This window comes from Pseudomonas sp. GW821-FHT09H03 (assembly GCF_059415945.1).
The window spans coordinates 10,868-35,957 of the sequence record NZ_JBWKOF010000004.1; the positions used below are offsets into that span (position 1 = coordinate 10,868).

Sequence of the window (25,090 nt, forward strand, 5' to 3'; positions counted from 1 at the left end):
GCCGGGATCGCGGTCTGGCGCTGCGATATTTACTTGGGGTAAAGCGGCGGCAGGCCACTGTCGCCGACCGGGTCCTGAACCCGCTCGGCAATCGGTATCGCCTTGATCGCCCGCCACAGCTCGTCGCCTTGCCAGTGCTGGCCGGTTGCGCTGTACAGCGCGCCGTTGAGGCCGTCGAGGGCGTCGGACAGCGGCACGAAGCGCGCCGCCATGTCAGCCAGGGTTTCCGGTTGTTGCCGGGCCCAGGCATCGAGGGCCTGGCGGGTTGCGTGGGAATCGTTGGCCTGGCAGGCACGCTTTAGATCGTCCAGCACGGTGCGCGGGCTCGGTCCGGTTTGTGCCGTGCGCAGCACCGCCGGTTGCCAGCGACCGCGCCACCACAGGCCGAAGCCGAGCAGGGTGGTACAGGCCAGAACCAGGGTGCTCAGTTGCCAGCGCCAGAGGGTAGCGCTGTCAACGCTGGCCTCGACCGGTGCCGCACCCGCCGGAGTGTCGACCACCAGGCTCGGATTGGCCGCAACGTGCAGGGTACGCGCCGGCAGGCTGCTGTGTTCCAGATGGTCTTCAAAGGTATTCCACCAGACCACTTCGACGGCCGGCAGCTCAATGGCGCCGGTGCGGGTCGGCACCAAGGCCTCGCGGTCCTCACGGCTACCGACCAGGCCGCGTTCGCTGTTCTGGTGGCCCACTACCGGCTGATCCGGATAACGCCGCAGACCGGCGACCTCGGTGCCCGGCAGCGGCGGCAGTTGCGTGCTGGCCAGGCCTTCGGCTTTTACCGTCAGGCTGCGCGTCAGCGAATCGCCGACCTGGGCGTGGTCGGGCTCCGGGTTCCAGCTCTCGCTCAGCGTCAGGCTGCGGGCGGGCAGCCAAGGGGCATCGGCCGGGTAGGTGAGGGGCTTGGCCATGACCGTCAACAGCAGCTCGGTGGAGCTGATGCGCATCAGCTTGCCGGACTTGGGCCCCTGGCTGGCGGCGTTCGGTGCAGGTTGCGCCTCGACCAGCGCGGCATTGAAGACCTGTGCCGGAATGATCAGTTCGCCGCTGTGTTGCGGGTAGATCGCGTAACGCATTTCAATGACGCCGTGGCGCACATCGTCAATATCCTTCTCGTAGGTGCGTGACTCGCCCAGTTGTTCGATGCGCGCGTCGGGAATCTGCAGGGGGGGCAGGCTGCTGTCGTCGTACAGCGACACCGAATGGTAAATGCGCAACGTCAGGATGGCCTGTGCCTGCACGTACACGCTGCTCTGGTCGAGGCTGGCGTCGATGAATACTGCAGCGCGTTTGTTCGGGTTGTCCGGCGTTGCGCTCTCGACCACTTGCAGGGTGATCGGCTGGCTCTGGATCTCACCCAATTGCAGGGGCGGGATCACCACACTGCCGTTCTGCCGGGGCAGCAAGGTAATGATCCAGCGCGTGGTCGCGCGATTGTCGCCACTGAGGGTGTTCAACTGGTTGACCTGGCGCGTGCCGCGCACTTCGAACAGCGGCTCCAGCGGTGTCATGTCAGGTTTGCCAAACTGCGTCACGTCGCTGGATTCCAGGGTCAACTCGACCGTCTCGCCGGAATTCAGGCGGCTGCGATCGACACTGGCGACCAGCTCCGCTGACTGTGCCTGCAGGGTGCAGAGCAACAGGGCCGGGAGCAGGGCGAATAATGATGCGGTGAAGCGGGTCATCGAATGTCTTCCTGATCCTGATGTTGCTGCTGTTCGTACCAGAATTTGCGCCTGAGCAATTCTGCGGGGTCGTCCGGGATCTGCCGCAGCCACTGTTCCAGCGCTTGGCGCTGTTCGCCTTCGATGCTATCAGTGGCAGGACGCATGGGCGGCCTGGTGTGTTGCTCGTCGCCCAACTCGCTGCCAGGGACTTCGTTGGCGCCGGGCCCGGGAGGTGTATCCGGCGGTTGCTGGTCGCCTGGCTCGGCCTGCGGGCTTTCGGATGCCGTTTCGTTGCTGCTGGACGGCTCGCTGGTGGCGCCCGGCGGGGGCGCCTGCGTTTCGATTTCGGGCTGGGCGCCCGGGGTCGGCTCCGGCTCGGGCGGGGCACTGGCTTTTTGCTTGAGCAGACTTTCCACCAAGGCCTTGTTGGTCAATGCCGGACGCAGGTCCGGTTGCTGCTCCAGTGCCTGTTCATACGCGTCGACGGCCGCTTCCAGCTCGCCACTTCTGGCCAGGGCATTGCCTCGATTGTAGTGGGCGTGGGCGTCGTTGCCTTCCGCGAACCGCTCGGCGGCCCCGGCGTAATCACCGGCTTCGTAGAGGGCCACCCCTTGCCACTGATGATTCTGGAAATGTTGCGCCGCTTCGGCCGGGCGTTTTTTCTTGAGCAAATGCAGGCCCCTTTGGTCGGGACGCAACCACAAGTCCTGGAAGTCGAAGGCGTGGGCCGGTTGCGGCAATACCAGCAACAGCGGCAGGCACAGCAGCCAGCCGCGACGGCCGGCGCAGGCAGCCAGCAGCAACAATGGCAGTAGCAGCCAATAGCCTTGGTCGGCCCAGGTGTCGAGGCGCAAGGTCTGGCCGTCGTTGCGCAAGTGGCTTGGGCCGTCGAGCACGCCCAGGGCGCGCAGATCGGCATCACTCAGGCGCGCGTGGCGATAGCGACCGTCCAGGTCATTGGCAAATGCTTTCAGGCCGGGTTCGTCCAGACGAGGTACCAGAATCGCTCCCTGTTCGTCCTTGAGGAAGCTGCCGTCTTCCTGGGTGATCGGCGACCCTTCGGCGGTGCCGATGCCGAGCATCAGGAACTGCGTGGATTTGCCTGCCAAGGCGCGGCGAATCCCCTGGCGTTCCTGCTCGGTCAAGGATGAGCCGATCAGAAGGATTCGACCGTCACCCAGCGCAGCCTGGTCCAGCAACGCCAGCGCCTTGGTCACCGCCAGATCGGCGCGATGTCCGGCCTGGGGCATCAACGACGGTTTGAGCGCCTCCAGCAGATTGCGGCTGGTTGCCAGGTCATCGGACAACGGCACCAGCGTGTGCGCGCTACCGGCGTAGACGACGATAGCGGTCTGCGCATCGCTGCGCACTTGCAGCAGGTCGAAGAGCTTGCGCCGAGCCTGCTCAAGGCGGTTGGGCATCACGTCGGTGGCGAGCATTTCCGGGGTCAGTTCCAGCAGTACCACCATGGGGTCGGCAGGTTTCTGGCTGGTTTGTTCAACCCGCTGCCAGCTCGGGCCCAGCAGCGCACCCATGGCCAACATCCACGCGACACCGAGGGCGATCCAGGGCAGCTTGCTTTCGCGGCCACTGCCGCCACTGAGCAGCGCGGCATGAAAGGCCGGTGGCAGAATCATCTGCCAGCGCCCGGCGCGCTTTTGCCGATGCCAAAGTTGCCAGAACAACCAGCCAAGCAGTGGCAGCAACAATAGCCACCAGGGACGGAACCAGTACGGCCACAGCGCACTCATCGTCGCCTCCGAAGACGCAGGCGTTTGAGGCGCTGGCGCCAGTCCGGCAGCAATTGCGTTTGCAAAAACAGGTCCTTGTTAAACAGACGTTGCAGGGGGTGATCCGGCCAGAGCACCCGGGCTACCAACAGTATGCTCAGCAGCAGGGCCAGGGCCAGCGGCCATTGATACAGCGCCTGCGCCGGGCGCGCCTGGGTCGGTTGCTGGGCCACGGGCTCAAGTTGATCGAGGGTGTCCTTGATCGCTTGCAGCTCCTTGCCATCACGGGCGCGGAAATACTGGCCGCCGGTGGCCTCGGCGATCTCTATCAGCGAAGGTTCATCGAGGTCCAGGCTGGGATTGAGGCCAAGCAAACCCAGGGTGCCGCTTTCTTCCGGGTCGGCGCCGATGCCGATCGGGTAGATTTTCACACCTTCCCTGGCGGCCAGCCGCGCTGCCGTGAGCGGATCGATTTCGCCACCGTTGTTGGCGCCGTCGGTGACCAGAATCAGCACTCGACTCTGGGCCGGCCGCAGACGCAGGCGTTTGAGTGCCAGGCCGATGGCGTCGCCAATGGCAGTGTTTTTGCCGGCGATGCCGATGCGCGCTTCATCCAGCCAAACCCTCACGGTGCGCCGGTCGAAGGTCAGCGGCGCCTGGACGTATGCCTGGCTGCCGAACAGGATCAGGCCAACCCGATCACCTTCGCGGCTTTCAAGGAAGTCGCCGAGTAACGACTGGACCAGTGTCAGGCGACTGACGTCCTCGTCTTGCCATTGCATGTCGGGAAAATCCATGGACCCCGAGACGTCCACCGCTACCAGCAGGTCGCGCCCACTGGCGGCAATCGGCACAGGTTCACCCAGCCATTGCGGGCGTGCCGTCGCCGCCAGTAACAGCAACCACAGCAGGATGAACGGCGCCTGCTGGCGCCAGGCCGGCAGGTTGGCACGGGCGCGGCGGCGTGCCAGGCCTTCCAGATCACTGAGAAAGCTGACTTTGAGTGCCGGTTCGCCACTGTCGGCCACCGGCAGCACCAGGCGCATCAGCCACGGCAATGGCAACAGGATAAAAACCCACGGCCAGGCGAATTCAAACATGCTTGCGAATCCATGTGTCGACGGCCTGGGTCAGGCCGGCGATGGCCTTGTCGTCGAGTTTGCATTCTGGTTTGTAGGCACCTTCGACCAGCACCATCCAGCGGGTCAGGCCGGCCGCCGGACAGCGGTTGTCGAGGAACGCCAGCCATTTGCGGCCGTTGAGGGTATGGCTCTGGCTGTAGGGGTAATGGTTGCGGCACAGGCGCTTGAGCAACCCGTTCACTTGCTGCAACCAGGCACCGGCCGGTGCGCCGTCATAGGGCTTGGGCATGGCCTTCAGTTCCGCCAGTGCGGCGAGGCGCACCGGGTCCAGGGGTTGTTCGGTGCGGACCACGGGGCGCTTGAAAGAAATGAAATGCCGCAACTTCCACAAGCCGAAACCGATCATCGGCAGTAACAACAGCAGCAACCACCAGCCCGGTGCCGGCGGCCAGAAACCGATGGGGGGAGGGGAGATCAAAGGCTGCAGTTGTTCGAGTCCGTTCATCGTCCTTTCCCCGGCTTCTGTGGGTTCAGGTATTCGCGCAATTGCTCGACCATTTCGCTCTGGGTACTCAAGGGCATCAGCAGCACCCGCAGCTTTTGCGCGAGCAGTTCCCAGCGAGCGATGCGCTGTTCGGCCTGGGTGCGGTAAGTCTGGCGCAGTTCGAAGTTGAGCGTATCGAGCTCAAGCTGTGCGCCGCGCTCGGCGAAGCGCAACAAGCCGGCGGCGGGCAGGGCGTGATCCAGCGGATCGGACAGTGGCAGCAGCAACAGGTCGCAATGGCGCGACAACAGGCTCAGCTGTTGCTCGGCACTGTCCGACAGCGCGCGTTCGTCGCAGATGACGATCACCAGGCTGCCCGGACGCGATACCTCCCGTGCACGGCGCAGGGCGATGCCAAAGGCGTCGCGGTCCGGCACGCTTTCGCTATGCAGCGACTGGTTGACCCGCACCAGGCGGTTGAGCAACTGCAGCAGGCTTTGTTTGCTGCGCCGGGGTTTGATTTCGTAATGCTCGTTGTCACCGTAAACCAGCCCGCCAACCCGATCGTTATGACCCAGGGCTGCCCAGCCGATCAGGCTGGCCGCCTGTGCGGCCAGCACCGATTTGAACATCAGGCCCGAGCCGAAAAACAGCCGGCGGCTTTGTTCGACCATGATGAAAATCGGCCGCTCGCGTTCTTCATGGAACAGCTTGGTGTGGGGCTCCTGGGTCCGGGCGGTGACGCGCCAGTCGATGGTGCGCACATCGTCACCGGCCTGATAGACCCGCACCTGGTCGAAGTCCACGCCACGGCCACGCAGCTTGGAGTGGTGCAGGCCGATCAGCGGGCTGCGCTGGCCTGGTCCTGCGAACAGTTGTACTTCGCGCACGCGATGACGCATCTCGATCAGATCGGCGAGGCTGACGCGGATGCCCGGCTCGGGCGGCAGGCTGGCGTTCATCGGGGTCAAGCGACGGCTACGACGTCGAGAATCCGCTGGACGACCCGGTCCTGATCGATGCCGGCGGCTTCGGCTTCAAAGGAAAGAATGATGCGGTGGCGCAAGACGTCGAACAGCACCGCCTGGATGTCTTCCGGGCTGACGAAGTCGCGTCCGGCCAGCCAGGCATGCGCCCGGGCGCAGCGATCGAGGGCGATGGAGCCGCGAGGGCTGGCGCCGTAGGCGATCCACTCGGCCATCTCCGGGTCGAACTTGGCTGGCGTGCGGGTAGCCATGACCAACTGCACCAGGTATTCCTCCACGGCGTCGGCCATGTACAAACCGAGGATTTCCTTGCGTGCGGCGAAGATCGTCTGCTGGGTAACCCTGCGCTCAGGCTTGGCTTCACCGTTGAGGGCTTCGCCGCGGGCCTGTTGCAGGATCTTGCGTTCAACCGCCGCGTCCGGGAAACCGATTTTCACGTGCATCAGGAAGCGGTCGAGCTGGGCTTCCGGCAGCGGATAGGTACCTTCCTGCTCGATGGGGTTTTGCGTGGCCATCACCAAAAACAGCGGCGACAGCTCATAGGTGCTGCGCCCGACACTGACCTGCCGCTCGCCCATGGCTTCGAGCAAAGCCGACTGAACCTTGGCCGGGGCACGGTTGATTTCGTCCGCCAGTACCAGGTTGTGGAAGATCGGGCCCTGCTGGAACACGAAACTGCCGGTTTCCGGACGGTAGATTTCCGTGCCGGTGATGTCGGCCGGCAACAGGTCGGGGGTGAACTGGATACGATGGAACTGGGCTTCGATGCCTTCGGCGAGTTCTTTGATGGCCTTGGTCTTGGCCAGGCCAGGGGCGCCCTCGACCAGCATGTGGCCGTCGGCGAGCAGGGCGATGAGCAAGCGCTCGATGAGCTTTTCCTGGCCGAGAATCTGCGTTGAAAGAAAGGTTCGCAGCGCTAGCAGCGCTTCACGATGTTCCATCGATGACTGTTCCTGCAAAAGGGTGGCCGAGGACGTTCGAAATACGCCAGGGCTGGGGGCGTTACTTTAATCCATCGCAGGGGGCGGCGACTAACGGCATTTTGTGCAATGTGTGGGAAATGATGGGTAATGGCTGTAGGAATGTTCTACGGGTGACAGGGTGGCGGTGCTCTCTCGGGCCTATTCGCGAGCAAGCCCGCTCCCACAGTTGACCCTGTTCTTCCAGTAAGAATGATCAAATGTGGGAGCGGGCTTGCTCGCGAAGGCGTCCGCTCAAACGCCGGGATTTAGAGCTGGCTGATATAAGTGCCGGTGCCTTTGAGAATGTTCTGCAAGGTTTCTTCAACTTCGGCCATTTCCACCATGTCAGGGTTGAAGGTGATCTCCAGCACATCGTCGCCATTGAGCACATCGGCATCCGCCGCAGCAATTTCAATCTTCAAAAGGGTAGCGCTCAGGGTGACTTTCACACCATCCAGGGTCGAAGGCTCGCCATCGAGGGTGATCTCCAGCTCATCTTCATCCGGGTAGCGACTCATCAGGAACATTTCGCCCTTTTCGCTGTGGCAGCAGAGCATGGCCATGTTGTCTTCTTCGTCGTCGCACGGGTTGACGATCAAGAGGGCGGTTTTCATTTTCATGGGAGTTTCCTGGCTCGGCGAGCGTGTTGGACGCAGTGAAGGACAATTCTGCCAGCCCGCAGGAATTTCTGCTCGTTCGGCTGTCTATGTGGCTGTCGTGACCAATGAGAGTGTTACTGGTCATTTCTAGTACGTACGTGCCGTAAAACCTGACGTAAAGCCGTCATTATTCTGCGCGACTGCTAGTGTTAATCGATGCCCGCACCTGAAGCTGCGTACCGTTGACCGAATATGTCGCAGCGCCGCAAGCATGGGCCTTGCCGCTCTCGTTAAGCTGCGCAACGGATGAACACCTGTAAAGACATTGTGCTGCACGCGGCCAGTCGTTTTTGCAGATGCCCATCCAGGTAAAGTGAATGTGACCCGAGTGTCTTGTTCAGCTTCACCCACCTGTCACCCTGTTTCCTCTGCCCGAGAATCAGGAGCCGGGTGACGGACCCGCCCCGCAAGGGGTTTTGCACGCGAAGCTTCCATCAATAACAAGCCCAAGCGGAGTACCACAGATGGCGTTCTTCACCGCAGCCAGCAAAGCCGACTTCCAGCACCAACTGCAAGCGGCACTGGCGCAGCACATCAGTGAACAGGCACTGCCACAAGTGGCGCTGTTCGCTGAACAATTCTTCGGCATCATTTCCCTTGACGAGCTGACCCAGCGTCGGTTGTCAGACCTTGCTGGCTGCACCCTTTCTGCATGGCGTCTACTTGAACGCTTCGATCACGCACAGCCACAAGTGCGGGTATACAACCCGGATTACGAGCGCCACGGCTGGCAGTCGACCCACACCGCCGTCGAAGTGCTGCACCACGACCTGCCATTCCTGGTGGACTCGGTGCGTACCGAGCTGAACCGTCGCGGCTACAGCATTCATACCCTGCAAACCACTGTGCTGAGCGTGCGTCGCGGCAGCAAAGGCGAGTTGCTGGACATCCTGCCAAAAGGCACCCAGGGCGACGACGTTCAGCAAGAGTCGTTGATGTACCTGGAAATCGACCGTTGCGCCAACACCGCCGAGCTCAATGTCCTGAGCAAGGAACTGGAGCAGGTGCTCGGTGAAGTGCGCGTGGCCGTTGGCGATTTCGAGCCGATGAAAGCCAAGGTCGAGGAAATCCTGAGCAAACTGGACAACAGCCAGTTCGCCGTCGATGCCGACGAAAAGAACGAAATCAAGAGTTTCCTGGAATGGCTGGTGGGTAACCACTTCACCTTCCTGGGCTATGAAGAGTTCGTGGTGCGCGATGAGGCCGATGGTGGCCATATCGTCTACGACCAGGACTCCTTCCTCGGCCTGACCAAACTGCTGCGCGCCGGCCTGACCTACGATGACCTGCGCATCGAAGACTACGCCGTGAACTACCTGCGCGAGCCGACCCTGCTGTCGTTCGCCAAGGCCGCGCACCCAAGCCGCGTGCACCGCCCGGCTTACCCCGATTACGTATCGATCCGTGAAATCGACGCCGACGGCAACGTCATCAAGGAATGCCGTTTCATGGGCCTGTACACCTCCTCGGTGTATGGCGAGAGCGTGCGGGTCATCCCGTTCATCCGCCGCAAGGTCGAGGAAATCGAGCGCCGCTCCGGCTTCCAGTCCAAGGCCCACCTGGGCAAGGAGCTGGCGCAGGTACTCGAAGTGCTGCCCCGCGACGATCTGTTCCAGACCCCGGTTGACGAGCTGTTCAGCACCGTGATGTCGATCGTGCAGATCCAGGAACGCAACAAGATCCGCGTGTTCCTGCGCAAAGACCCGTACGGCCGTTTCTGCTACTGCCTGGCCTACGTGCCGCGTGACATCTATTCCACCGAGGTGCGCCAGAAGATCCAGCAAGTGCTGATGGATCGCCTGAAAGCCTCGGATTGCGAGTTCTGGACCTTCTTCTCCGAGTCCGTGCTGGCCCGCGTACAGTTGATCCTGCGCGTCGACCCGAAAAACCGCATCGACATCGACCCGCTGTTGCTGGAAAAAGAAGTCGTACAAGCCTGCCGCAGCTGGCAGGACGATTACGCCAGCCTGACGGTCGAGAGTTTCGGTGAGGCCAATGGCACCAACGTGCTGGCCGACTTCCCGAAAGGCTTCCCGGCCGGTTATCGCGAGCGCTTCGCTGCGCACTCGGCTGTGGTCGACATGCAACACCTGCTGAGCCTGAGCGAAAAAAATCCACTGGTGATGAGCTTCTATCAGCCACTGGGCCAGGTTTCGGGCCAGCGCATGCTGCACTGCAAGCTGTACCACGCAGACACCCCTCTGGCGCTGTCCGACGTGCTGCCGATCCTGGAAAACCTCGGCCTGCGCGTGCTGGGTGAGTTCCCGTATCGCCTGCGTCACACCAATGGCCGCGAGTTCTGGATTCACGATTTTGCGTTCACCGCCGCCGAAGGCCTGGAACTCGATATCCAGCAACTCAACGACACCTTGCAGGACGCGTTCGTCCACATTGTGCGTGGCGAAGCCGAGAACGATGCATTCAACCGTTTGGTACTGACTGCCGGCCTGCCTTGGCGCGACGTGGCGCTGCTGCGTGCCTACGCCCGTTACATGAAGCAGATTCGTCTGGGCTTCGACCTGGGCTACATTGCCGCCACCCTGAACAACCATACCGACATCGCTCGCGAGTTGACCCGGCTGTTCAAGACCCGTTTCTACCTGGCGCGCAAGCTGTCGGGCGACGACCTGGAAGACAAGCAGCAACGTCTGGAACACGCAATTCTTTCCGCACTGGACGACGTCCAGGTGCTCAACGAAGACCGCATCCTGCGTCGCTACCTGGACCTGATCAAGGCGACCCTGCGCACCAACTTCTACCAGACCGACGCCAACGGCCATAACAAGTCGTATTTCAGCTTCAAGTTCAACCCGCACTTGATCCCTGAACTGCCGAAGCCGGTTCCTAAGTTCGAAATCTTCGTCTACTCGCCGCGCGTTGAAGGCGTGCACCTGCGCTTTGGCAACGTGGCCCGTGGTGGCCTGCGCTGGTCCGACCGTGAAGAAGACTTCCGTACTGAAGTCCTCGGCCTGGTAAAAGCCCAGCAAGTGAAAAACTCGGTGATCGTGCCGGTGGGTGCCAAGGGCGGCTTCCTGCCGCGTCGCCTGCCGCTGGGTGGCAGCCGTGACGAGATCGCGGCCGAGGGCATCGCCTGCTACCGCATCTTCATTTCCGGCCTGCTGGATATCACCGACAACCTGAAGGACGGCGCGCTGGTGCCTCCGGCCAACGTCGTGCGCCATGACGATGATGACCCGTACCTGGTGGTCGCGGCGGACAAAGGCACTGCGACCTTCTCCGACATCGCCAACGGCATCGCCATCGACTACGGCTTCTGGCTGGGTGATGCGTTCGCCTCCGGCGGTTCGGCCGGTTACGACCACAAGAAGATGGGCATCACCGCCAAGGGCGCGTGGGTTGGCGTACAACGCCACTTCCGCGAGCGCGGCATCAATGTCCAGGAAGACAGCATCACCGTGGTCGGCGTTGGTGACATGGCCGGTGACGTGTTCGGTAACGGGCTGTTGATGTCCGACAAACTGCAACTGGTTGCCGCGTTCAACCACCTGCACATCTTCATCGATCCGAATCCTGAGCCTGCCAACAGCTTCGCCGAGCGTCAGCGCCTGTTCGACCTGCCGCGTTCGGCCTGGTCCGATTACGACACCAGCATCATGTCCGAAGGCGGCGGTATCTTCTCGCGCAGCGCGAAGAGCATCGCGATCAGCCCGCAGATGAAAGAGCGCTTCGACATCCAGGCCGACAAGCTGACCCCGACCGAACTGCTCAACGCCTTGCTCAAGGCGCCGGTGGATCTGTTGTGGAACGGCGGTATCGGTACGTACGTCAAGGCCAGCAGCGAAAGCCACGCCGATGTGGGCGACAAGGCCAACGATGCACTGCGCGTGAACGGCAACGAACTGCGCTGCAAAGTGGTGGGCGAGGGCGGTAACCTGGGCATGACCCAACTGGGTCGCGTCGAATTCGGCCTCAATGGCGGCGGCTCCAACACCGACTTCATCGACAACGCCGGTGGCGTGGACTGCTCCGACCACGAAGTGAACATCAAGATCCTGCTCAACGAAGTAGTCCAGGCCGGCGACATGACCGCCAAGCAACGCAACGAGTTGCTGGCGAGCATGACCGACGAAGTCGGCTCTCTGGTGCTGGGCAACAACTACAAGCAGACCCAGGCTCTGTCCCTGGCGGCCCGTCGCGCATTGCCGCGGATTGCCGAATACAAGCGTCTGATGAACGATCTGGAAGGTCGCGGCAAGCTGGATCGCGCCATCGAGTTTCTGCCCAATGAAGAGGCGATCAACGAGCGCATCGTAGAAGGCCACGGCCTGACCCGTGCCGAGCTGTCGGTGCTGATTTCCTACAGCAAGATCGATCTCAAGGAGCAACTGCTGGGCTCCCTGGTGCCGGACGACGACTACCTGACCCGCGACATGGAAACCGCTTTCCCGCCTTCGCTGGTGAGCAAGTTCTCCGCCGCCATGCGTCGTCACCGTCTCAAGCGCGAAATCGTCAGCACCCAGATCGCCAACGATCTGGTCAACCACATGGGCATCACCTTCGTTCAACGACTCAAAGAGTCGACGGGCATGAGCCCGGCGAACGTGGCCGGTGCCTACGTGATCGTGCGCGACATTTTCCATCTCCCGCACTGGTTCCGTCAGATTGAAGCGCTGGACTACCAGGTCAGCGCTGATGTGCAACTGGAGCTGATGGACGAGCTGATGCGCCTGGGCCGTCGCGCCACGCGCTGGTTCCTGCGTGCCCGCCGCAACGAGCAGAATGCTGCCCGTGACGTTGCACATTTTGGCCCGCATCTGAAAGAGTTGGGCCTCAAGCTTGATGAGCTGCTCAGTGGCGAGATCCGCGAGAACTGGCAGACCCGCTATCAGGCGTATGTCGCAGCCGGTGTACCGGAGTTGCTCGCACGCATGGTGGCTGGCACTTCGCACTTGTATACGCTGCTGCCGATCATCGAGGCTTCCGATGTGACCGGCCAGAACCCTGCCGACGTCGCGAAGGCTTACTTCGCCGTGGGCAGTGCTCTGGACATCACCTGGTACCTGCAACAGATCAGCGCTCTGCCGGTTGAAAACAACTGGCAGGCCCTGGCCCGTGAAGCGTTCCGCGATGACGTCGACTGGCAGCAACGGGCGATCACCATCTCGGTCCTGCAACAGGGCGACGGCACTCAGGATGTGGAAACACGCCTGGCGTCGTGGATGTCGCAGCACGAAAGCATGATCGAACGCTGGCGCGCCATGCTGGTGGAAATCCGTGCCGCCAGCGGTACGGACTACGCCATGTATGCGGTGGCCAACCGTGAACTGCTCGACCTGGCGTTGAGCGGCCAGACGGTAGTGCCTGCCGCTTCCAGTGTCGAACTGGAGCCGGCTGCCTGATCAGGCGCTGAATGAAAAAGCCCCGTATCGAGAGATGCGGGGTTTTTTTTGTCTGAAGGTCCTGCAGTGATTGATCGGCCCCCTTCGCGAGCAAGCCCGCTCCCACAGTGATTTATGGAGATGCCGGGGTTTGTGCCTGACGGTGATCCCCTGTGGGAGCTGGCCTGCCAGCGATGGCGGTGTGTCAGGTGACATGAATGTTGAATGTAATGCCTTCATGGGGGGAATCTCCCACAAATTCACCCAGGCGTTATACAGTGAGGGGCCATGTCTGTATCAAGGATTGAATCACTCATGCCAGCTACCGATCCGGTCATCACTCTCGAACGCTTCAACGAATCCCACATCGAAGGCCTCGCTGCGCTTTACAACGATCCGCGCATCGCCCGGCAAACCCTGCAGATGCCCTTTCAGTCCACCGAGCTCTGGCGCAAGCGCCTGGAGCCGGATAACGAACGGCTGGTGAAAGTGGTGGCCCTGCACCAGGGCGCAGTAATCGGCAACATTGGCCTTGAGCAGTTTTCGCGCATCCGCCGCAGCCACGCCGGCAGCTTCGGTATGGGCGTGGCGGTGGAGTGGCAGGGCAAGGGGGTTGGTTCGAAGTTACTGGCGACAGCCCTGGATATCGCCGACAACTGGATGAATCTGCACCGGGTCGAGCTTGCGGTGTACGCCGACAATGAAGCGGCCATCGCGCTGTACCGCAAATTCGGTTTCAAGGAAGAGGGTCTGCTTCGTGATTACGCCGTGCGCGACGGTGTGCTGGTGGACACCTTGAGCATGGCGCGTCTGCGGTTTACGCCCACGTCCGGTTGAGTCATTCGCCCAGGGAACGGCACCGCCGACTGCGCCTGCAGTGCGGTGGTGTCGAGCAGGGCCGGAGTGAAGTGTGCGGATTTGATCAACAGAGTACCACTCACCCTTTTAGTCGTACGCCGGCCGCGCGCATCTGCCATGCTCAATATCCGCAGTACTGCTCCAATCAAAGGAACACCGCAATGGACGATGTACAGCAACTGGGTGAAATGCTACGCCACTACGCAGAAAGCGAAGCGCACAAAAAACAACTGTTTGAATCGCAGTCAACCGTGTGGGCGACGCGTATCAGTGAGCTTTTCGATCAGATCGGGCAATGGCTGGAACCGGTGCTGGCGCCCAACCTGCTGGAAGTGAATCGCGAAGTATATGTGGCTTCAGGGCCGAGCATTGCGCTCGATACTTCCCCCTTCAGGACCGAGAAGCTGTCCATTTTGATTGCCGGCAAACCGGTGGAGTTCGTGCCGGATGTGATGGGGGCGGGTGGGCAGATCACATTGGCAGTGATGGGGCTGACGGCGGCGCGCTTTGGCAGCGTTTCGCTGGTTTGCCAGCCACCGGCGAGCAGTTGGCAATGGCGCAAGACCAATGGACTGAAAGACCCGGATATCTTCCCGTTTGATGCGGGTTTTCTAGCGCAGCAGTTGCAGGGTCTGATTCCGCGCGACCGGGTGTGAGATCAAACGCGACCTCGTCCTGTCCCTTTTCGGGAGAGGGGCGAGGGGGCCGACCTCACTGAGACCCCTCACATTTCAATATTCCCCCAGCCCGGCTTCGCCTCCTCTGGCACGCGGACGTGATCGAGTCTTCCATGGGTGGACCGGACTCAGAATGCTCAGTTTTTCTTGGCCTGCTCCCACACCCTCTCTTCCTGCTCGCGAAGCTCAGGGGTGAACTCGGCCCCGAAATCTTCGGCTTCGAATACCTGGCGAATTTCGATCTCGGCCTCGGTGCCCGGCATCGGGTTGGGGCAGCGTTTGACCCATTCGATGGCTTCTTCTTTCGATTTGACCTGCCATAGCCAGAAGCCGGCGATCAACTCTTTGGTTTCGATGAACGGACCGTCGGTCACAGTGCGCTTTTCACCTGAAAAACGCACGCGAGCACCTTTGCTGCTCGGGTGCAGGCCTTCGCCCGCAAGGAGGATGCCGGCCTTGACCAGTTCCTCGTTGTAGTGGCCCATGGCGGTCAGCAGTTCCTGACTGGGCATGACGCCGGCTTCAGAGTCCTGGCTGGCTTTGATGATGATCATGAATCGCATGGTTTTCTCCGGTAAATGTGGCTAATTCGCTTCTAGTCGAACGGGACGGTGCCAAATCGACAACGCTGCTGACGAATTTCATCCCCGGGTGCTACCGATCCTAATGGGCGCTGTGTGCCTTTCGTCATGAACAACGGATGGCGGGCCGGCGCAGGGGTAGGCTGGTCAATGGTAACTCCAACACGGACAGTCATACGCACACACATACATACACATGGGACAGACCGATTGCGAAGTTGTATCCAGTTTTACGCTTCGACACATCACAAATCATGTTTGACCGTAGGTCGTCGGACAATTTCGTGGTTAACTTCGGCCTCGTCAAAATTCTCCACACCAACGTTCAGAAGGACTCCGTTCATGGCTCAAGTCACCCTTAAAGGCAATCCGGTTCAAGTCAACGGCCAACTGCCACAAGCCGGCTCCAAGGCGCCAGCCTTTTCCCTGGTTGCCGGCAATCTGTCCGACGTCACCCTGCAGGACTTTGCCGGCAAGCGCAAAGTACTGAACATCTTCCCAAGCGTTGACACTCCGACCTGCGCCACTTCGGTTCGTAAGTTCAACGCCCAGGCTGGCGACGTGGCCAATACCGTCGTGCTGTGCATCTCTGCCGACCTGCCATTCGCCCAGGCCCGTTTCTGTGGTGCCGAAGGCCTGGAAAACGTGCAGAACCTGTCGACCCTGCGCGGTGCCGAGTTCATCGAAAACTACGGCGTAGCCATTGCTGATGGTCCGCTCAAAGGCCTGACCGCCCGTGCTGTCGTGGTTCTGGACGAAAACGACAACGTGCTGCACAGCGAACTGGTCAGCGAAATCGGTCAGGAACCGAACTACGAAGCGGCACTGGCCGTTCTGAAGTAAGTTATTCTTTACAATTGTTAACGGCCTGGCCCTGTCCAGGCCGTTTTCATTTGTGCTTCAGTGTCTTAGATAAAACTCCTGCTACGTAAGCTGAAGGTAAATTGCCGGTAAAGGCGCTTTGCTTAAGACTCGCCAGTGCTTATCGTTCAGCCTCATGTAAAAGAAGCCCACGCGCCCAATGGTTGATCACTCAATGCAATCCTCCGCTTCCCGTAGTCCCCGTCGCTGGCTGTTTGGCCTGCTGGTCCTGTTGGTCATCGCAGCCCTGTGCTGGAAGTTCTGGCCCACCGGCGCGGCCCAAAAAGAAAGCAGCGGGCAAAAAGCCGTCGCCGGGCACACCGGCAAGTCGGGAGGGATGCGTCCGGGGTTCGGCGGCGCTTCAGGGCCGGTGCCGGTGCGTGTGGCGCCAGCGGTCAAGGGTGACTTCCCCCTGTATTACAAGGCGCTGGGCACGGTCACGGCGCTCAACACCATCAATGTGCGCAGCCGCGTCGGTGGCGAATTGATGAAGATCCACTTTGAAGAAGGGCAGATGGTCAAAGCGGGTGACCTGCTGGCCGAGATCGACCCGCGTCCGTACCAGAATGCCTTGCTCCAGGCTGAAGGCACCTTGCTGCAGAATCAGGCGCAACTGAAAAACGCCCAGGTCGACGTTGATCGCTATCGCGGCCTGTACCGCGAAGACAGCATTGCCAAGCAGACCCTGGACACCGCCGAAGCGCTGGTCGGTCAGTTCCAGGGCACGGTCAAGACCAATCAGGCGGCGGTCAACGACGCCCGGCTCAATCTGGAATTCACCAGGATCCGCGCGCCGATTGCCGGGCGTGTCGGCCTGCGGCAGCTGGACGTCGGCAACTTGGTGGCGGCCAATGACACCACGGCACTGGCGATCATCACCCAGACCCAGCCGATCAGCGTCGCCTTCACCCTGCCGGAAAACAGCCTTGAAACCGTACTCGCCCGCTACCGTAGTGGCGCCAAGCTGCCCGCCGAGGCCTGGGATCGTGGCGATACAAGGCTGCAGGCCACCGGTGTGTTGCAAAGTCTGGACAACCAGATCGATGTCACCACCGGCACCCTTAAATTCAAGGCCCGTTACGAGAACCGCGACCAGTCGTTGTTTCCCAATCAGTTCGTCAACGTTCGCCTGCTGGCTGACACCCTCAAGGATGTCGTACTCGCGCCCTCCGCTGCCATTCAGTTCGGCACCAATGGCACCTTCGTCTATGCCCTGGATGGTGACAAGAAGGTCAAGATCCGCCAACTGAAGGTCGGCGCCAGCGACGGTGAAAATACTGTGGTCACCGAAGGCCTGCAGCCAGGCGATCGGGTCGTTCTCGAGGGCACGGACCGCCTCAAAGACGGCAGCGAAGTTGAAGTGGTCAACGACAGTCAGGACGTGCCCTCTACGCCAACCGGGAATCTGCAAGGCAAATCGGCGGTCGACGCGCATGAGCCGGCGGCCCGCGACAGGGCGAAAAAGGGCGGCGCATGAATCTCTCGCGGCTGTTTATCCTTCGCCCGGTAGCCACTACCCTGAGCATGCTGGCCATTATCCTGGCCGGTGTGATCGCCTATCGCCTGCTGCCGGTATCGGCCTTGCCTCAGGTCGATTACCCGACCATTCGCGTCATGACCCTTTATCCCGGCGCCAGCCCGGATGTCATGACCAGCGCCGTGACGGCTCCGCTCGAGCGGCAGTTCGGGCAAATGCCTGGCCTGACGCAAATGGCCTCCACCAGCTCCGGCGGGGCGTCGGTGCTGACGTTGCGGTTCAGCCTCGACATCAACATGGATGTCGCCGAACAGCAAGTGCAGGCCGCGATCAACGCAGCGACCAACCTGTTGCCCAAGGATCTGCCGGCACCGCCGGTGTACAACAAGGTCAACCCGGCAGACACCCCGGTGCTGACCCTGGCGATAACCTCCAAGACCATGCTGCTGCCCAAGCTCAATGATCTGGTCGACACCCGCATGGCGCAGAAAATCGCCCAGATCAGCGGCGTCGGCATGGTCAGCATTGCCGGAGGCCAGCGTCAGGCCGTGCGCATCAAGGTCAACCCCGAAGCCCTGGCGGCCAACGGCCTGAACCTTTCGGACGTGCGCACCCTGATCGGCGCCTCCAACGTCAACCAGCCCAAAGGCAATTTCGACGGCCCGACCCGGGTCTCGATGCTCGATGCCAACGATCAACTGACCTCGCCCAAGGACTACGCCAATCTGATCCTGGCCTATGCCAACGGTGCGCCGTTGCGGCTCAAGGATGTGGCGCAAATCGTCGACGGGGCGGAGAACGAGCGTCTGGCCGCGTGGGCCAACGAAAACCAGGCCGTACTGTTGAACATCCAGCGTCAGCCCGGCGCCAACGTCATAGAGGTGGTGGACCGGATCAAGGCCCTGCTGCCGAGCATCACCGACAACCTGCCGGCCGGTCTCGACGTCGTCGTGTTGACCGACCGCACCCAGACCATCCGCGCTTCGGTCAAAGACGTGCAGCACGAACTGCTGATCGCCATCGCGCTGGTGGTCATGGTGACGTTCCTGTTCCTGCGCCGGGCCAGCGCCACGATCATTCCTTCGGTGGCCGTGCCGTTGTCGCTGATCGGTACCTTCGGCGTGATGTACCTGGCCGGGTTCTCGGTGAACAACCTGACCCTGATGGCCCTGACCATCGCCACCGGCTTCGTGGTGGATGATGCGATCGTCATGCTGGAGAACATTTCCCGCTTCATCGAAGAAGGTGACAGCCCGTTGAATGCGGCACTCAAGGGCGCCAAACAGATCGGCTTCACTCTGATTTCCCTGACCCTGTCACTGATCGCCGTGCTGATCCCGCTGCTGTTCATGGCGGACGTGGTAGGGCGGTTGTTCCGCGAGTTCGCCATCACCCTGGCGGTGGCGATCCTTATTTCCCTGGTGGTCTCCCTGACCCTGACGCCGATGATGTGCGCCCGGCTGCTCAAGCGTGAGCCCAAGGAAGAAGAGCAGGGCCGTTTCTATCGGGCCAGCGGTGCCGCCATCGACTGGATGATTGCCGCGTACGGGCGCAAGTTGCAGTGGGTGCTCAAGCATCAACCGCTGACCCTGATGGTGGCCATCGGCACCCTGGCGCTGACGGTGTTTCTGTACCTGATTGTGCCTAAAGGCTTCTTTCCGGTGCAGGACACCGGGGTGATCCAGGGGATTTCCGAGGCCCCCCAATCGATTTCCTTCGCGGCCATGAGCGAGCGCCAGCAGCAACTGGCCAAGGTGATCCTGGCTGATCCGGCGGTCGAAAGCCTGTCGTCCTACATTGGCGTGGACGGCGATAACTCGACGCTCAACAGCGGTCGCATGCTGATCAACCTCAAGTCTCACGGTGATCGGGACCTGAGCGCGACTGAAATCATCGCGCGCCTGCAGCCGGAGGTCGACAAGCTGGTCGGCATCCGCCTGTTCATGCAACCGGTACAGGACCTGACCATTGAAGACCGGGTCAGCCGTACGCAGTACCAGTTCAGCATGTCGTCACCAGACTCGCAGCTGTTGAGCCTGTGGAGCGGGCGCCTGGTAGACGCCCTCAAAGACCGGCCGGAGCTGACCGACGTTGCCAGCGACCTGCAGGACAAAGGCCTGCAGGTCTATCTGGTGATCGACCGCGACGCCGCCTCGCGGGTCGGTGTATCGGTGTCGAACATCACCGATGCGCTGTACGACGCTTTCGGCCAGCGGCAGATTTCCACGATCTACACCCAGGCCAGCCAGTACCGCGTGGTCCTGCAATCGCAGTCAGGAGAGAAGCTGGGGCCGCAGGCGCTGGATCAGATTCACGTCAAGACCACCGATGGCGGCCAGGTGCGCTTGTCCAGCCTGGCGCACATTGAGGAGCGCCAGGCGCAACTGGCGATCACCCACATCGGCCAGTTTCCAGCGGTGATGATGTCCTTCAACCTGGCGCCCGGCGTGGCGCTGGGGCATGCGGTAGAGGTCATCGAGCAGGTGCAGCAGGACATCGGCATGCCGCTTGGCGTACAGACCCAGTTCCAGGGCGCGGCCGAGGCTTTCCAGGCGTCGCTCTCGAGTACCTTGCTGCTGATTCTGGCGGCGGTGGTGACCATGTACATCGTGCTGGGCGTGCTGTACGAGAGCTACATCCATCCGATCACCATTCTCTCGACCCTGCCGTCGGCCGCGGTCGGCGCTTTGCTGGCGTTGATTCTCAGTGGCAATGACCTGGGCATGATCGCGATCATCGGCATCATCCTGCTGATCGGCATCGTCAAGAAGAACGCGATCATGATGATCGACTTCGCCCTCGACGCCGAGCGCAATCAGGGGATGGACCCGCAGACGGCGATCTATCAGGCTGCATTGCTGCGCTTCCGGCCGATCCTGATGACCACCCTGGCGGCGTTGTTCGGTGCGGTGCCGCTGATGCTGGCCACCGGTTCCGGTGCCGAGTTGCGCCAGCCGTTGGGGCTGGTGATGGTCGGTGGCTTGTTGCTGAGCCAGGTCTTGACCCTGTTCACCACGCCGGTGATCTACCTGTACTTCGACCGCCTGGGGCGGCGCTGGGGCCGCAAGCCTGAGTCAATGGAAGCGGTAGAACAGCCATGAACCTCTCCGGCCCCTTCATCAAGCGCCCGGTCGCCACCATGCTGCTGAGCCTGGCGATCATGTTGCTGGGCTTCGTCAGCTTCGGCCTGTTACCCGTGTCGCCGCTGCCGCAAATCGACTTCCCGGTGATCGTGGTCCAGGCCAGCCTGCCTGGCGCTAGCCCCGAGGTCATGGCTTCCACCGTGGCCACTCCGCTTGAACGCTCCTTCGGCACCATCGCCGGGGTCAACACCATGAGCAGCCGCTCCAGCCAGGGCTCGACCCGGGTGATCCTGCAATTTGACCTCGACCGGGATATCAACGGCGCGGCGCGGGAAGTGCAGGCGGCCATCAACGCCTCGCGCACGCTGCTGCCCAGCGGGATGCGCAGCATGCCGACCTACAAGAAGGTCAACCCGTCCCAGGCGCCGATCATGGTGCTGTCGCTGACCTCGGATGTGCTGGAAAAGGGCCAGCTCTATGACCTTGCCTCGACCATCCTGTCCCAGAGCCTGTCCCAGGTGCAGGGCGTCGGTGAAGTGCAGATCGGCGGCAGCTCCTTGCCTGCGGTGCGCATCGAGCTCGAACCCCAGGCGCTCAATCAGTACGGCGTGGCTCTGGATGATGTACGTAACACCATCGCCAATGCCAACGTGCGCCGGCCCAAGGGTTCGGTCGAGGATGATCAGCGCCTGTGGCAAGTCCAGGCCAACGACCAGCTGGAAAAAGCCAAAGACTACGAATCGCTGATCATCCACTACAACGGCGGCGCGGCGTTGCGCCTGAAGGATGTGGCCAAAGTCAGCGATGGCGTGGAGGACCGCTACAACAGCGGTTTTTTCAACGATGACGCAGCGGTGCTGCTGGTGATCAACCGGCAGGCCGGCGCCAACATCATCGAGACGGTGAACGAGATCAAGGCCCAGTTACCTGCGTTGCAGGCAGTGCTGCCGGCCAGCGTCAAACTGAACCTGGCCATGGACCGTTCACCGGTGATCAAGGCGACGCTGCACGAAGCGGAAATGACCTTGCTGATTGCCGTCACCCTGGTGATCCTGGTGGTGTTCCTGTTCCTCGGTAACTTCCGGGCGTCGCTGATCCCGACCCTGGCGGTGCCGGTGTCGCTGGTGGGTACGTTCGCGGTCATGTACCTCTACGGTTTCTCCCTGAACAACCTGTCGTTGATGGCGCTGATCCTGGCCACCGGGCTGGTGGTGGATGATGCCATCGTGGTGCTGGAGAACATTTCCCGGCATATCGACGAAGGCGTGCGGCCGATGAAGGCAGCGTACCTTGGGGCGCAGGAAGTGGGTTTCACCTTGCTGTCGATGAACGTCTCGCTGGTGGCGGTGTTCCTGTCGATCCTGTTCATGGGCGGTATCATCGAGAGCCTGTTCCGTGAGTTTTCCATCACCCTGGCGGCTTCCATCGTGGTGTCGCTGGTGGTCTCGCTGACCCTGACGCCGATGCTCTGCGCGCGCTGGCTCAAGCCGCATGTGCCGGGGCAGGAGAACCGACTGCAACGCTGGAGCCGGCGGGCCAACGACTGGATGGTCGGTAAATATGCCACCAGCCTCGACTGGGTCTTGCGTCATCGGCGCCTGACTTTGCTCAGTTTGTTCGTGACTATTGGCGTTAACATTGCGCTGTATATCATTGTTCCTAAAACATTTTTGCCTCAGCAAGACACCGGGCAACTGATCGGTTTCGTGCGCGGCGATGATGGTCTGTCGTTCAGCGTGATGCAGCCGAAAATGGAAATCTTCCGCCGTGCGGCACTCAAGGATGACGCGGTGGAAAGCGTCGCCGGTTTCATCGGCGGAAGCAACGGCACCAACAACGCCTTCATGCTGGTGCGGCTCAAGCCGATCAAGGAACGCAGCATTTCCGCGCAAAAAGTCATCGAACGCCTGCGCAAGGAAATGCCCAAGGTTCCCGGGGCGCAGCTGATGCTGATGGCCGACCAGGACTTGCAGTTCGGCGGTGGCCGCGAACAGACCTCCTCGCAGTACAGCTATATCCTGCAAAGCGGTGACCTGGGGGCGTTGCGCGAGTGGTATCCGAAAGTCGTCACCGCGCTCAAGGCCTTGCCGGAGCTGACGGCGATCGACGCTCGCGAAGGCCGGGGCGCGCAGCAGGTTACCCTGATCGTCGATCGCGATCAGGCCAAGCGCCTGGGGGTCGACATGGACATGGTTACCTCTGTGTTGAACAACGCCTACAGCCAGAGGCAGATCTCCACCATCTACGACAGTCTCAACCAGTATCAGGTGGTGATGGAGGTCAATCCGAAGTACGCCCAGGACCCGATCACCCTCAAGCAGGTCCAGGTGATTACCGCCGACGGTGCGCGAATTCCGCTGTCGACCATCGCCCATTATGAGAACAGTCTGGAAGACGACCGGGTCAGCCACGAAGGTCAGTTCGCCTCGGAAAGCATTGCTTTCGACATGGCCGAAGGGGTGACGGTGGAGCAGGGCAGTGCAGCCATCGAGCGGGCGATTGCCAAGGTGGGTTTGCCGGAGGACGTGATCGCGAAAATGGCCGGCACTGCCGATGCCTTCGCCGCGGCCCAGAAGAGCCAGCCGTGGATGATCCTCGGGGCGCTGGTGGCGGTGTACCTGGTGCTGGGTGTGCTGTATGAAAGCTACATCCATCCATTGACGATTCTGTCGACCTTGCCGTCCGCCGGGGTCGGCGCGTTGCTGTCGATCTATGTATTGGGCGGCGAATTCAGCCTGATCTCGTTACTGGGGCTGTTCCTGCTGATCGGCGTGGTAAAGAAAAACGCCATTCTGATGATCGACCTTGCGCTGCAACTGGAGCGCCAGCAAGCCATGGCGCCACTGGAGTCGATTCGCAGTGCCTGCCTGCAACGTCTGCGTCCTATCCTGATGACCACCCTGGCGGCGATTCTGGGGGCCGTGCCGTTGTTGCTCAGCCGTGCCGAAGGGGCGGAAATGCGCCAGCCCCTGGGCCTGACCATCATCGGCGGGTTGATTTTCAGCCAGGTGCTGACCCTCTACACCACCCCGGTGGTTTACCTCTATCTCGACAAACTGCGCCATCGCTTCAACCACTGGCGTGGTGTGCGTACCGATGCTGCTCTGGAAACTCCGCTATGACTGACCGCTCGCTGTTCAACCTGGCTGCACCGCTGATCACCGCCCGAGGCTCGCGGTTGCTGAGCTTGTCGCTGTGTGTAGCGTTGCTCAGTGCCTGCGCCATCGGCCCGGACTACCAGCGTCCGCAAGCCGCCGCGCCGGCACAGTACAAGGCTGCGCCAGGCTGGCGTCAGGCCAGCCCGAGTGACGCTCTCGCTCGCGGTGCGTGGTGGGAGCTGTATGGCGATCGGCAACTCAATGGCCTGATCGAACGACTCAATAGCTCGAACCAGACCGTGGCTCAGTCCGAAGCCCAGTATCGCCAGGCTCAGGCCCTGGTGCGCAGCGCCCGTGGCGCGTTTTTCCCGACAGTGGATCTGACTGTCGGAAAGAACCGCTCCAGCCAGGGCACCGGCAGCAGCAGCTCCAGCCTGAGCAGTTCCTCCAGTGGCATCCGTGATACTTACACGGCACAGGCCGGAGTGAGCTGGGAAGCGGATATCTGGGGTAAGTTGCGCCGGGGCCTGGAAGCCGACACCGCCAATGCCCAGGCCAGTTTTGCCGACCTTGCGGCCATGCGTCTGAGCCAGCAGTCGGAGCTGGTGCAGAACTACCTGCAATTACGGGTGATTGATGAGCAGAAACGCTTGCTCGAGGCCACCGTCGAGGCCTATCAGCGCTCGCTGAAAATGACCGAAAACCAGTATCGTGCCGGCGTTTCCGGCAAGGATGCCGTGGCCCAGGCGCAGACCCAGCTCAAGAGCACCGAGGCCGACATGATCGACCTGATCTGGCAACGCGCGCAGTTCGAGAATGCCATTGCGGTGCTGATCGGCGTACCGCCAGCCGAATTCGGGCTGGCGCAAACCCAGGACATCCCGCAATTGCCGCAAGTGCCTCTGGCGTTGCCATCGCAATTGCTCGAACGACGCCCGGACATTGCTTCGGCGGAGCGCTCGGTGATTGCCGCCAACGCCAACATCGGTGTGGCCAAGGCTGCGTACTACCCGGACCTTACCCTGAGCATGAACGGTGGCTACAGCAGCAGCACCTCGAACAATCTGTTCAGCGTGCCGAACCGTTTCTGGTCGGTCGGGCCGCAACTGGCCATGACCCTGTTCGATGGCGGCCAGCGTTCGGCGGAAGTGGACCGCAGCGAAGCGGCCTATGACGAAACCGTGGCCAAGTATCGCCAGACGGTGCTCGATGGTTTTCGAGAAGTGGAAAACTACCTGGTGCAGCTCAAGGTACTGCAGGACGAGGCTGTCGTGCGCCAGCAGGCGCTGGATGCGGCCCGTGAGTCCCTGCGCCTGACCCGCAACCAGTACAAGGCCGGTCTGATTGCATACCTCGATGTGGTGGTGACCCAGGCGACGGCGTTGAACAACGAACGCAGTGCGCTGGACCTGCAGCAGAGCCGGTTGATTGCCAGCGTCCAGTTGATTGCAGCCTTGGGTGGTGGCTGGGACGGGCAGCTTGAGGACCGCGATAGCCAATGAACAAACTCCGCCAGGAGGGCCCGGTCGGTGGCGAGGGGGCGTATCGC

The 25,090-nt window shown here is 61.6% G+C and carries 16 protein-coding genes; 8 read left to right on the forward strand and 8 right to left on the reverse strand.

Going from position 1 to position 25,090, the window contains the following annotated elements:
• Positions 1–29: 29 nt before the first annotated feature.
• From AC07OG_RS06830 to AC07OG_RS06860, 7 genes are all read right to left on the reverse strand, one after another.
• Positions 30–1,682 (reverse strand): BatD family protein, encoded by a 1,653-nt coding sequence (locus tag AC07OG_RS06830; protein WP_495066530.1) that lies wholly within the window; start codon positions 1,680–1,682, stop codon positions 30–32.
• Complete coding sequence (locus AC07OG_RS06835; protein WP_060542278.1) at positions 1,679–3,415, reverse strand: tetratricopeptide repeat protein; 1,737 nt, start codon at positions 3,413–3,415, stop codon at positions 1,679–1,681. Before AC07OG_RS06835 ends, AC07OG_RS06830 begins: the two co-directional genes overlap by 4 nt.
• Entirely contained in the window at positions 3,412–4,494 is a 1,083-nt protein-coding gene (locus AC07OG_RS06840) for a vWA domain-containing protein (RefSeq protein WP_495066531.1), read from the reverse strand. Before AC07OG_RS06840 ends, AC07OG_RS06835 begins: the two co-directional genes overlap by 4 nt.
• Positions 4,487–4,981: a DUF4381 domain-containing protein gene (locus AC07OG_RS06845; protein ID WP_495066532.1), complete on the reverse strand. Its 495-nt coding sequence runs from the start codon at positions 4,979–4,981 to the stop codon at positions 4,487–4,489. The genes AC07OG_RS06840 and AC07OG_RS06845 overlap by 8 nt, the downstream gene beginning before the upstream one ends.
• Entirely contained in the window at positions 4,978–5,922 is a 945-nt protein-coding gene (locus tag AC07OG_RS06850; protein ID WP_495066533.1) for a DUF58 domain-containing protein, read from the reverse strand. Before AC07OG_RS06850 ends, AC07OG_RS06845 begins: the two co-directional genes overlap by 4 nt.
• 5 nt (positions 5,923–5,927) lie before the next feature.
• Positions 5,928–6,887 (reverse strand): AAA family ATPase, encoded by a 960-nt coding sequence (locus AC07OG_RS06855; RefSeq protein ID WP_060542274.1) that lies wholly within the window; start codon positions 6,885–6,887, stop codon positions 5,928–5,930.
• 287 nt (positions 6,888–7,174) lie between these two features.
• Entirely contained in the window at positions 7,175–7,528 is a 354-nt protein-coding gene (locus AC07OG_RS06860) for a hypothetical protein (RefSeq protein WP_495066534.1), read from the reverse strand.
• Between the two features lie 503 nt (positions 7,529–8,031).
• Here AC07OG_RS06860 and AC07OG_RS06865 point away from each other — a divergent pair.
• The 3 genes from AC07OG_RS06865 (at position 8,032) to AC07OG_RS06875 (ending at position 14,420) form a co-directional block, all read left to right on the forward strand.
• The gene (locus AC07OG_RS06865; protein WP_495066535.1) at positions 8,032–12,927 is read left to right on the forward strand and encodes an NAD-glutamate dehydrogenase; all 4,896 of its coding nucleotides are present in this window, start codon (positions 8,032–8,034) and stop codon (positions 12,925–12,927) included.
• 294 nt (positions 12,928–13,221) lie between these two features.
• The gene (locus AC07OG_RS06870) at positions 13,222–13,743 is read left to right on the forward strand and encodes a GNAT family N-acetyltransferase (RefSeq protein WP_060542270.1); all 522 of its coding nucleotides are present in this window, start codon (positions 13,222–13,224) and stop codon (positions 13,741–13,743) included.
• A 182-nt stretch (positions 13,744–13,925) separates the two neighbouring features.
• The gene (locus AC07OG_RS06875) at positions 13,926–14,420 is read left to right on the forward strand and encodes a hypothetical protein (RefSeq protein WP_495066536.1); all 495 of its coding nucleotides are present in this window, start codon (positions 13,926–13,928) and stop codon (positions 14,418–14,420) included.
• Positions 14,421–14,578: 158 nt separating this feature from the next.
• Here AC07OG_RS06875 and AC07OG_RS06880 read toward each other — a convergent pair whose 3' ends face one another.
• Complete coding sequence (locus tag AC07OG_RS06880; RefSeq protein WP_495066537.1) at positions 14,579–15,004, reverse strand: YciI family protein; 426 nt, start codon at positions 15,002–15,004, stop codon at positions 14,579–14,581.
• Positions 15,005–15,364: 360 nt separating this feature from the next.
• On the opposite strand from AC07OG_RS06880, the gene tpx reads away from it, so the two are divergent.
• The 5 genes from tpx (at position 15,365) to AC07OG_RS06905 (ending at position 25,043) form a co-directional block, all read left to right on the forward strand.
• Positions 15,365–15,865: a thiol peroxidase gene (tpx, locus tag AC07OG_RS06885; RefSeq protein WP_060542267.1), complete on the forward strand. Its 501-nt coding sequence runs from the start codon at positions 15,365–15,367 to the stop codon at positions 15,863–15,865.
• Between the two features lie 178 nt (positions 15,866–16,043).
• The gene (locus AC07OG_RS06890; protein WP_495066538.1) at positions 16,044–17,360 is read left to right on the forward strand and encodes an MdtA/MuxA family multidrug efflux RND transporter periplasmic adaptor subunit; all 1,317 of its coding nucleotides are present in this window, start codon (positions 16,044–16,046) and stop codon (positions 17,358–17,360) included.
• Positions 17,357–20,461 (forward strand): MdtB/MuxB family multidrug efflux RND transporter permease subunit, encoded by a 3,105-nt coding sequence (locus AC07OG_RS06895; protein WP_060542265.1) that lies wholly within the window; start codon positions 17,357–17,359, stop codon positions 20,459–20,461. Before AC07OG_RS06890 ends, AC07OG_RS06895 begins: the two co-directional genes overlap by 4 nt.
• On the forward strand, positions 20,458–23,565 hold the full coding sequence (locus tag AC07OG_RS06900) for an efflux RND transporter permease subunit (RefSeq protein WP_495066539.1): 3,108 nt from the start codon (positions 20,458–20,460) through the stop codon (positions 23,563–23,565). Before AC07OG_RS06895 ends, AC07OG_RS06900 begins: the two co-directional genes overlap by 4 nt.
• On the forward strand, positions 23,562–25,043 hold the full coding sequence (locus AC07OG_RS06905; protein WP_495066540.1) for an efflux transporter outer membrane subunit: 1,482 nt from the start codon (positions 23,562–23,564) through the stop codon (positions 25,041–25,043). The genes AC07OG_RS06900 and AC07OG_RS06905 overlap by 4 nt, the downstream gene beginning before the upstream one ends.
• The last annotated feature ends 47 nt before the right edge of the window (positions 25,044–25,090 follow it).

What these genes read in the sequence shown, in the direction of transcription:
- AC07OG_RS06830 (WP_495066530.1), bottom strand. Translation starts at nt 1,682, where the DNA reads ATGACCCGCTTCACCGCATCATTATTCGCCCTGCTCCCGGCCCTGTTG.
- AC07OG_RS06835 (WP_060542278.1), bottom strand. Translation starts at nt 3,415, where the DNA reads ATGAGTGCGCTGTGGCCGTACTGGTTCCGTCCCTGGTGGCTATTGTTG.
- AC07OG_RS06840 (WP_495066531.1), bottom strand. Translation starts at nt 4,494, where the DNA reads ATGTTTGAATTCGCCTGGCCGTGGGTTTTTATCCTGTTGCCATTGCCG.
- AC07OG_RS06845 (WP_495066532.1), bottom strand. Translation starts at nt 4,981, where the DNA reads ATGAACGGACTCGAACAACTGCAGCCTTTGATCTCCCCTCCCCCCATC.
- AC07OG_RS06850 (WP_495066533.1), bottom strand. Translation starts at nt 5,922, where the DNA reads ATGAACGCCAGCCTGCCGCCCGAGCCGGGCATCCGCGTCAGCCTCGCC.
- AC07OG_RS06855 (WP_060542274.1), bottom strand. Translation starts at nt 6,887, where the DNA reads ATGGAACATCGTGAAGCGCTGCTAGCGCTGCGAACCTTTCTTTCAACG.
- AC07OG_RS06860 (WP_495066534.1), bottom strand. Translation starts at nt 7,528, where the DNA reads ATGAAAATGAAAACCGCCCTCTTGATCGTCAACCCGTGCGACGACGAA.
- AC07OG_RS06865 (WP_495066535.1), top strand. Translation starts at nt 8,032, where the DNA reads ATGGCGTTCTTCACCGCAGCCAGCAAAGCCGACTTCCAGCACCAACTG.
- AC07OG_RS06870 (WP_060542270.1), top strand. Translation starts at nt 13,222, where the DNA reads ATGCCAGCTACCGATCCGGTCATCACTCTCGAACGCTTCAACGAATCC.
- AC07OG_RS06875 (WP_495066536.1), top strand. Translation starts at nt 13,926, where the DNA reads ATGGACGATGTACAGCAACTGGGTGAAATGCTACGCCACTACGCAGAA.
- AC07OG_RS06880 (WP_495066537.1), bottom strand. Translation starts at nt 15,004, where the DNA reads ATGCGATTCATGATCATCATCAAAGCCAGCCAGGACTCTGAAGCCGGC.
- tpx (WP_060542267.1), top strand. Translation starts at nt 15,365, where the DNA reads ATGGCTCAAGTCACCCTTAAAGGCAATCCGGTTCAAGTCAACGGCCAA.
- AC07OG_RS06890 (WP_495066538.1), top strand. Translation starts at nt 16,044, where the DNA reads ATGGTTGATCACTCAATGCAATCCTCCGCTTCCCGTAGTCCCCGTCGC.
- AC07OG_RS06895 (WP_060542265.1), top strand. Translation starts at nt 17,357, where the DNA reads ATGAATCTCTCGCGGCTGTTTATCCTTCGCCCGGTAGCCACTACCCTG.
- AC07OG_RS06900 (WP_495066539.1), top strand. Translation starts at nt 20,458, where the DNA reads ATGAACCTCTCCGGCCCCTTCATCAAGCGCCCGGTCGCCACCATGCTG.
- AC07OG_RS06905 (WP_495066540.1), top strand. Translation starts at nt 23,562, where the DNA reads ATGACTGACCGCTCGCTGTTCAACCTGGCTGCACCGCTGATCACCGCC.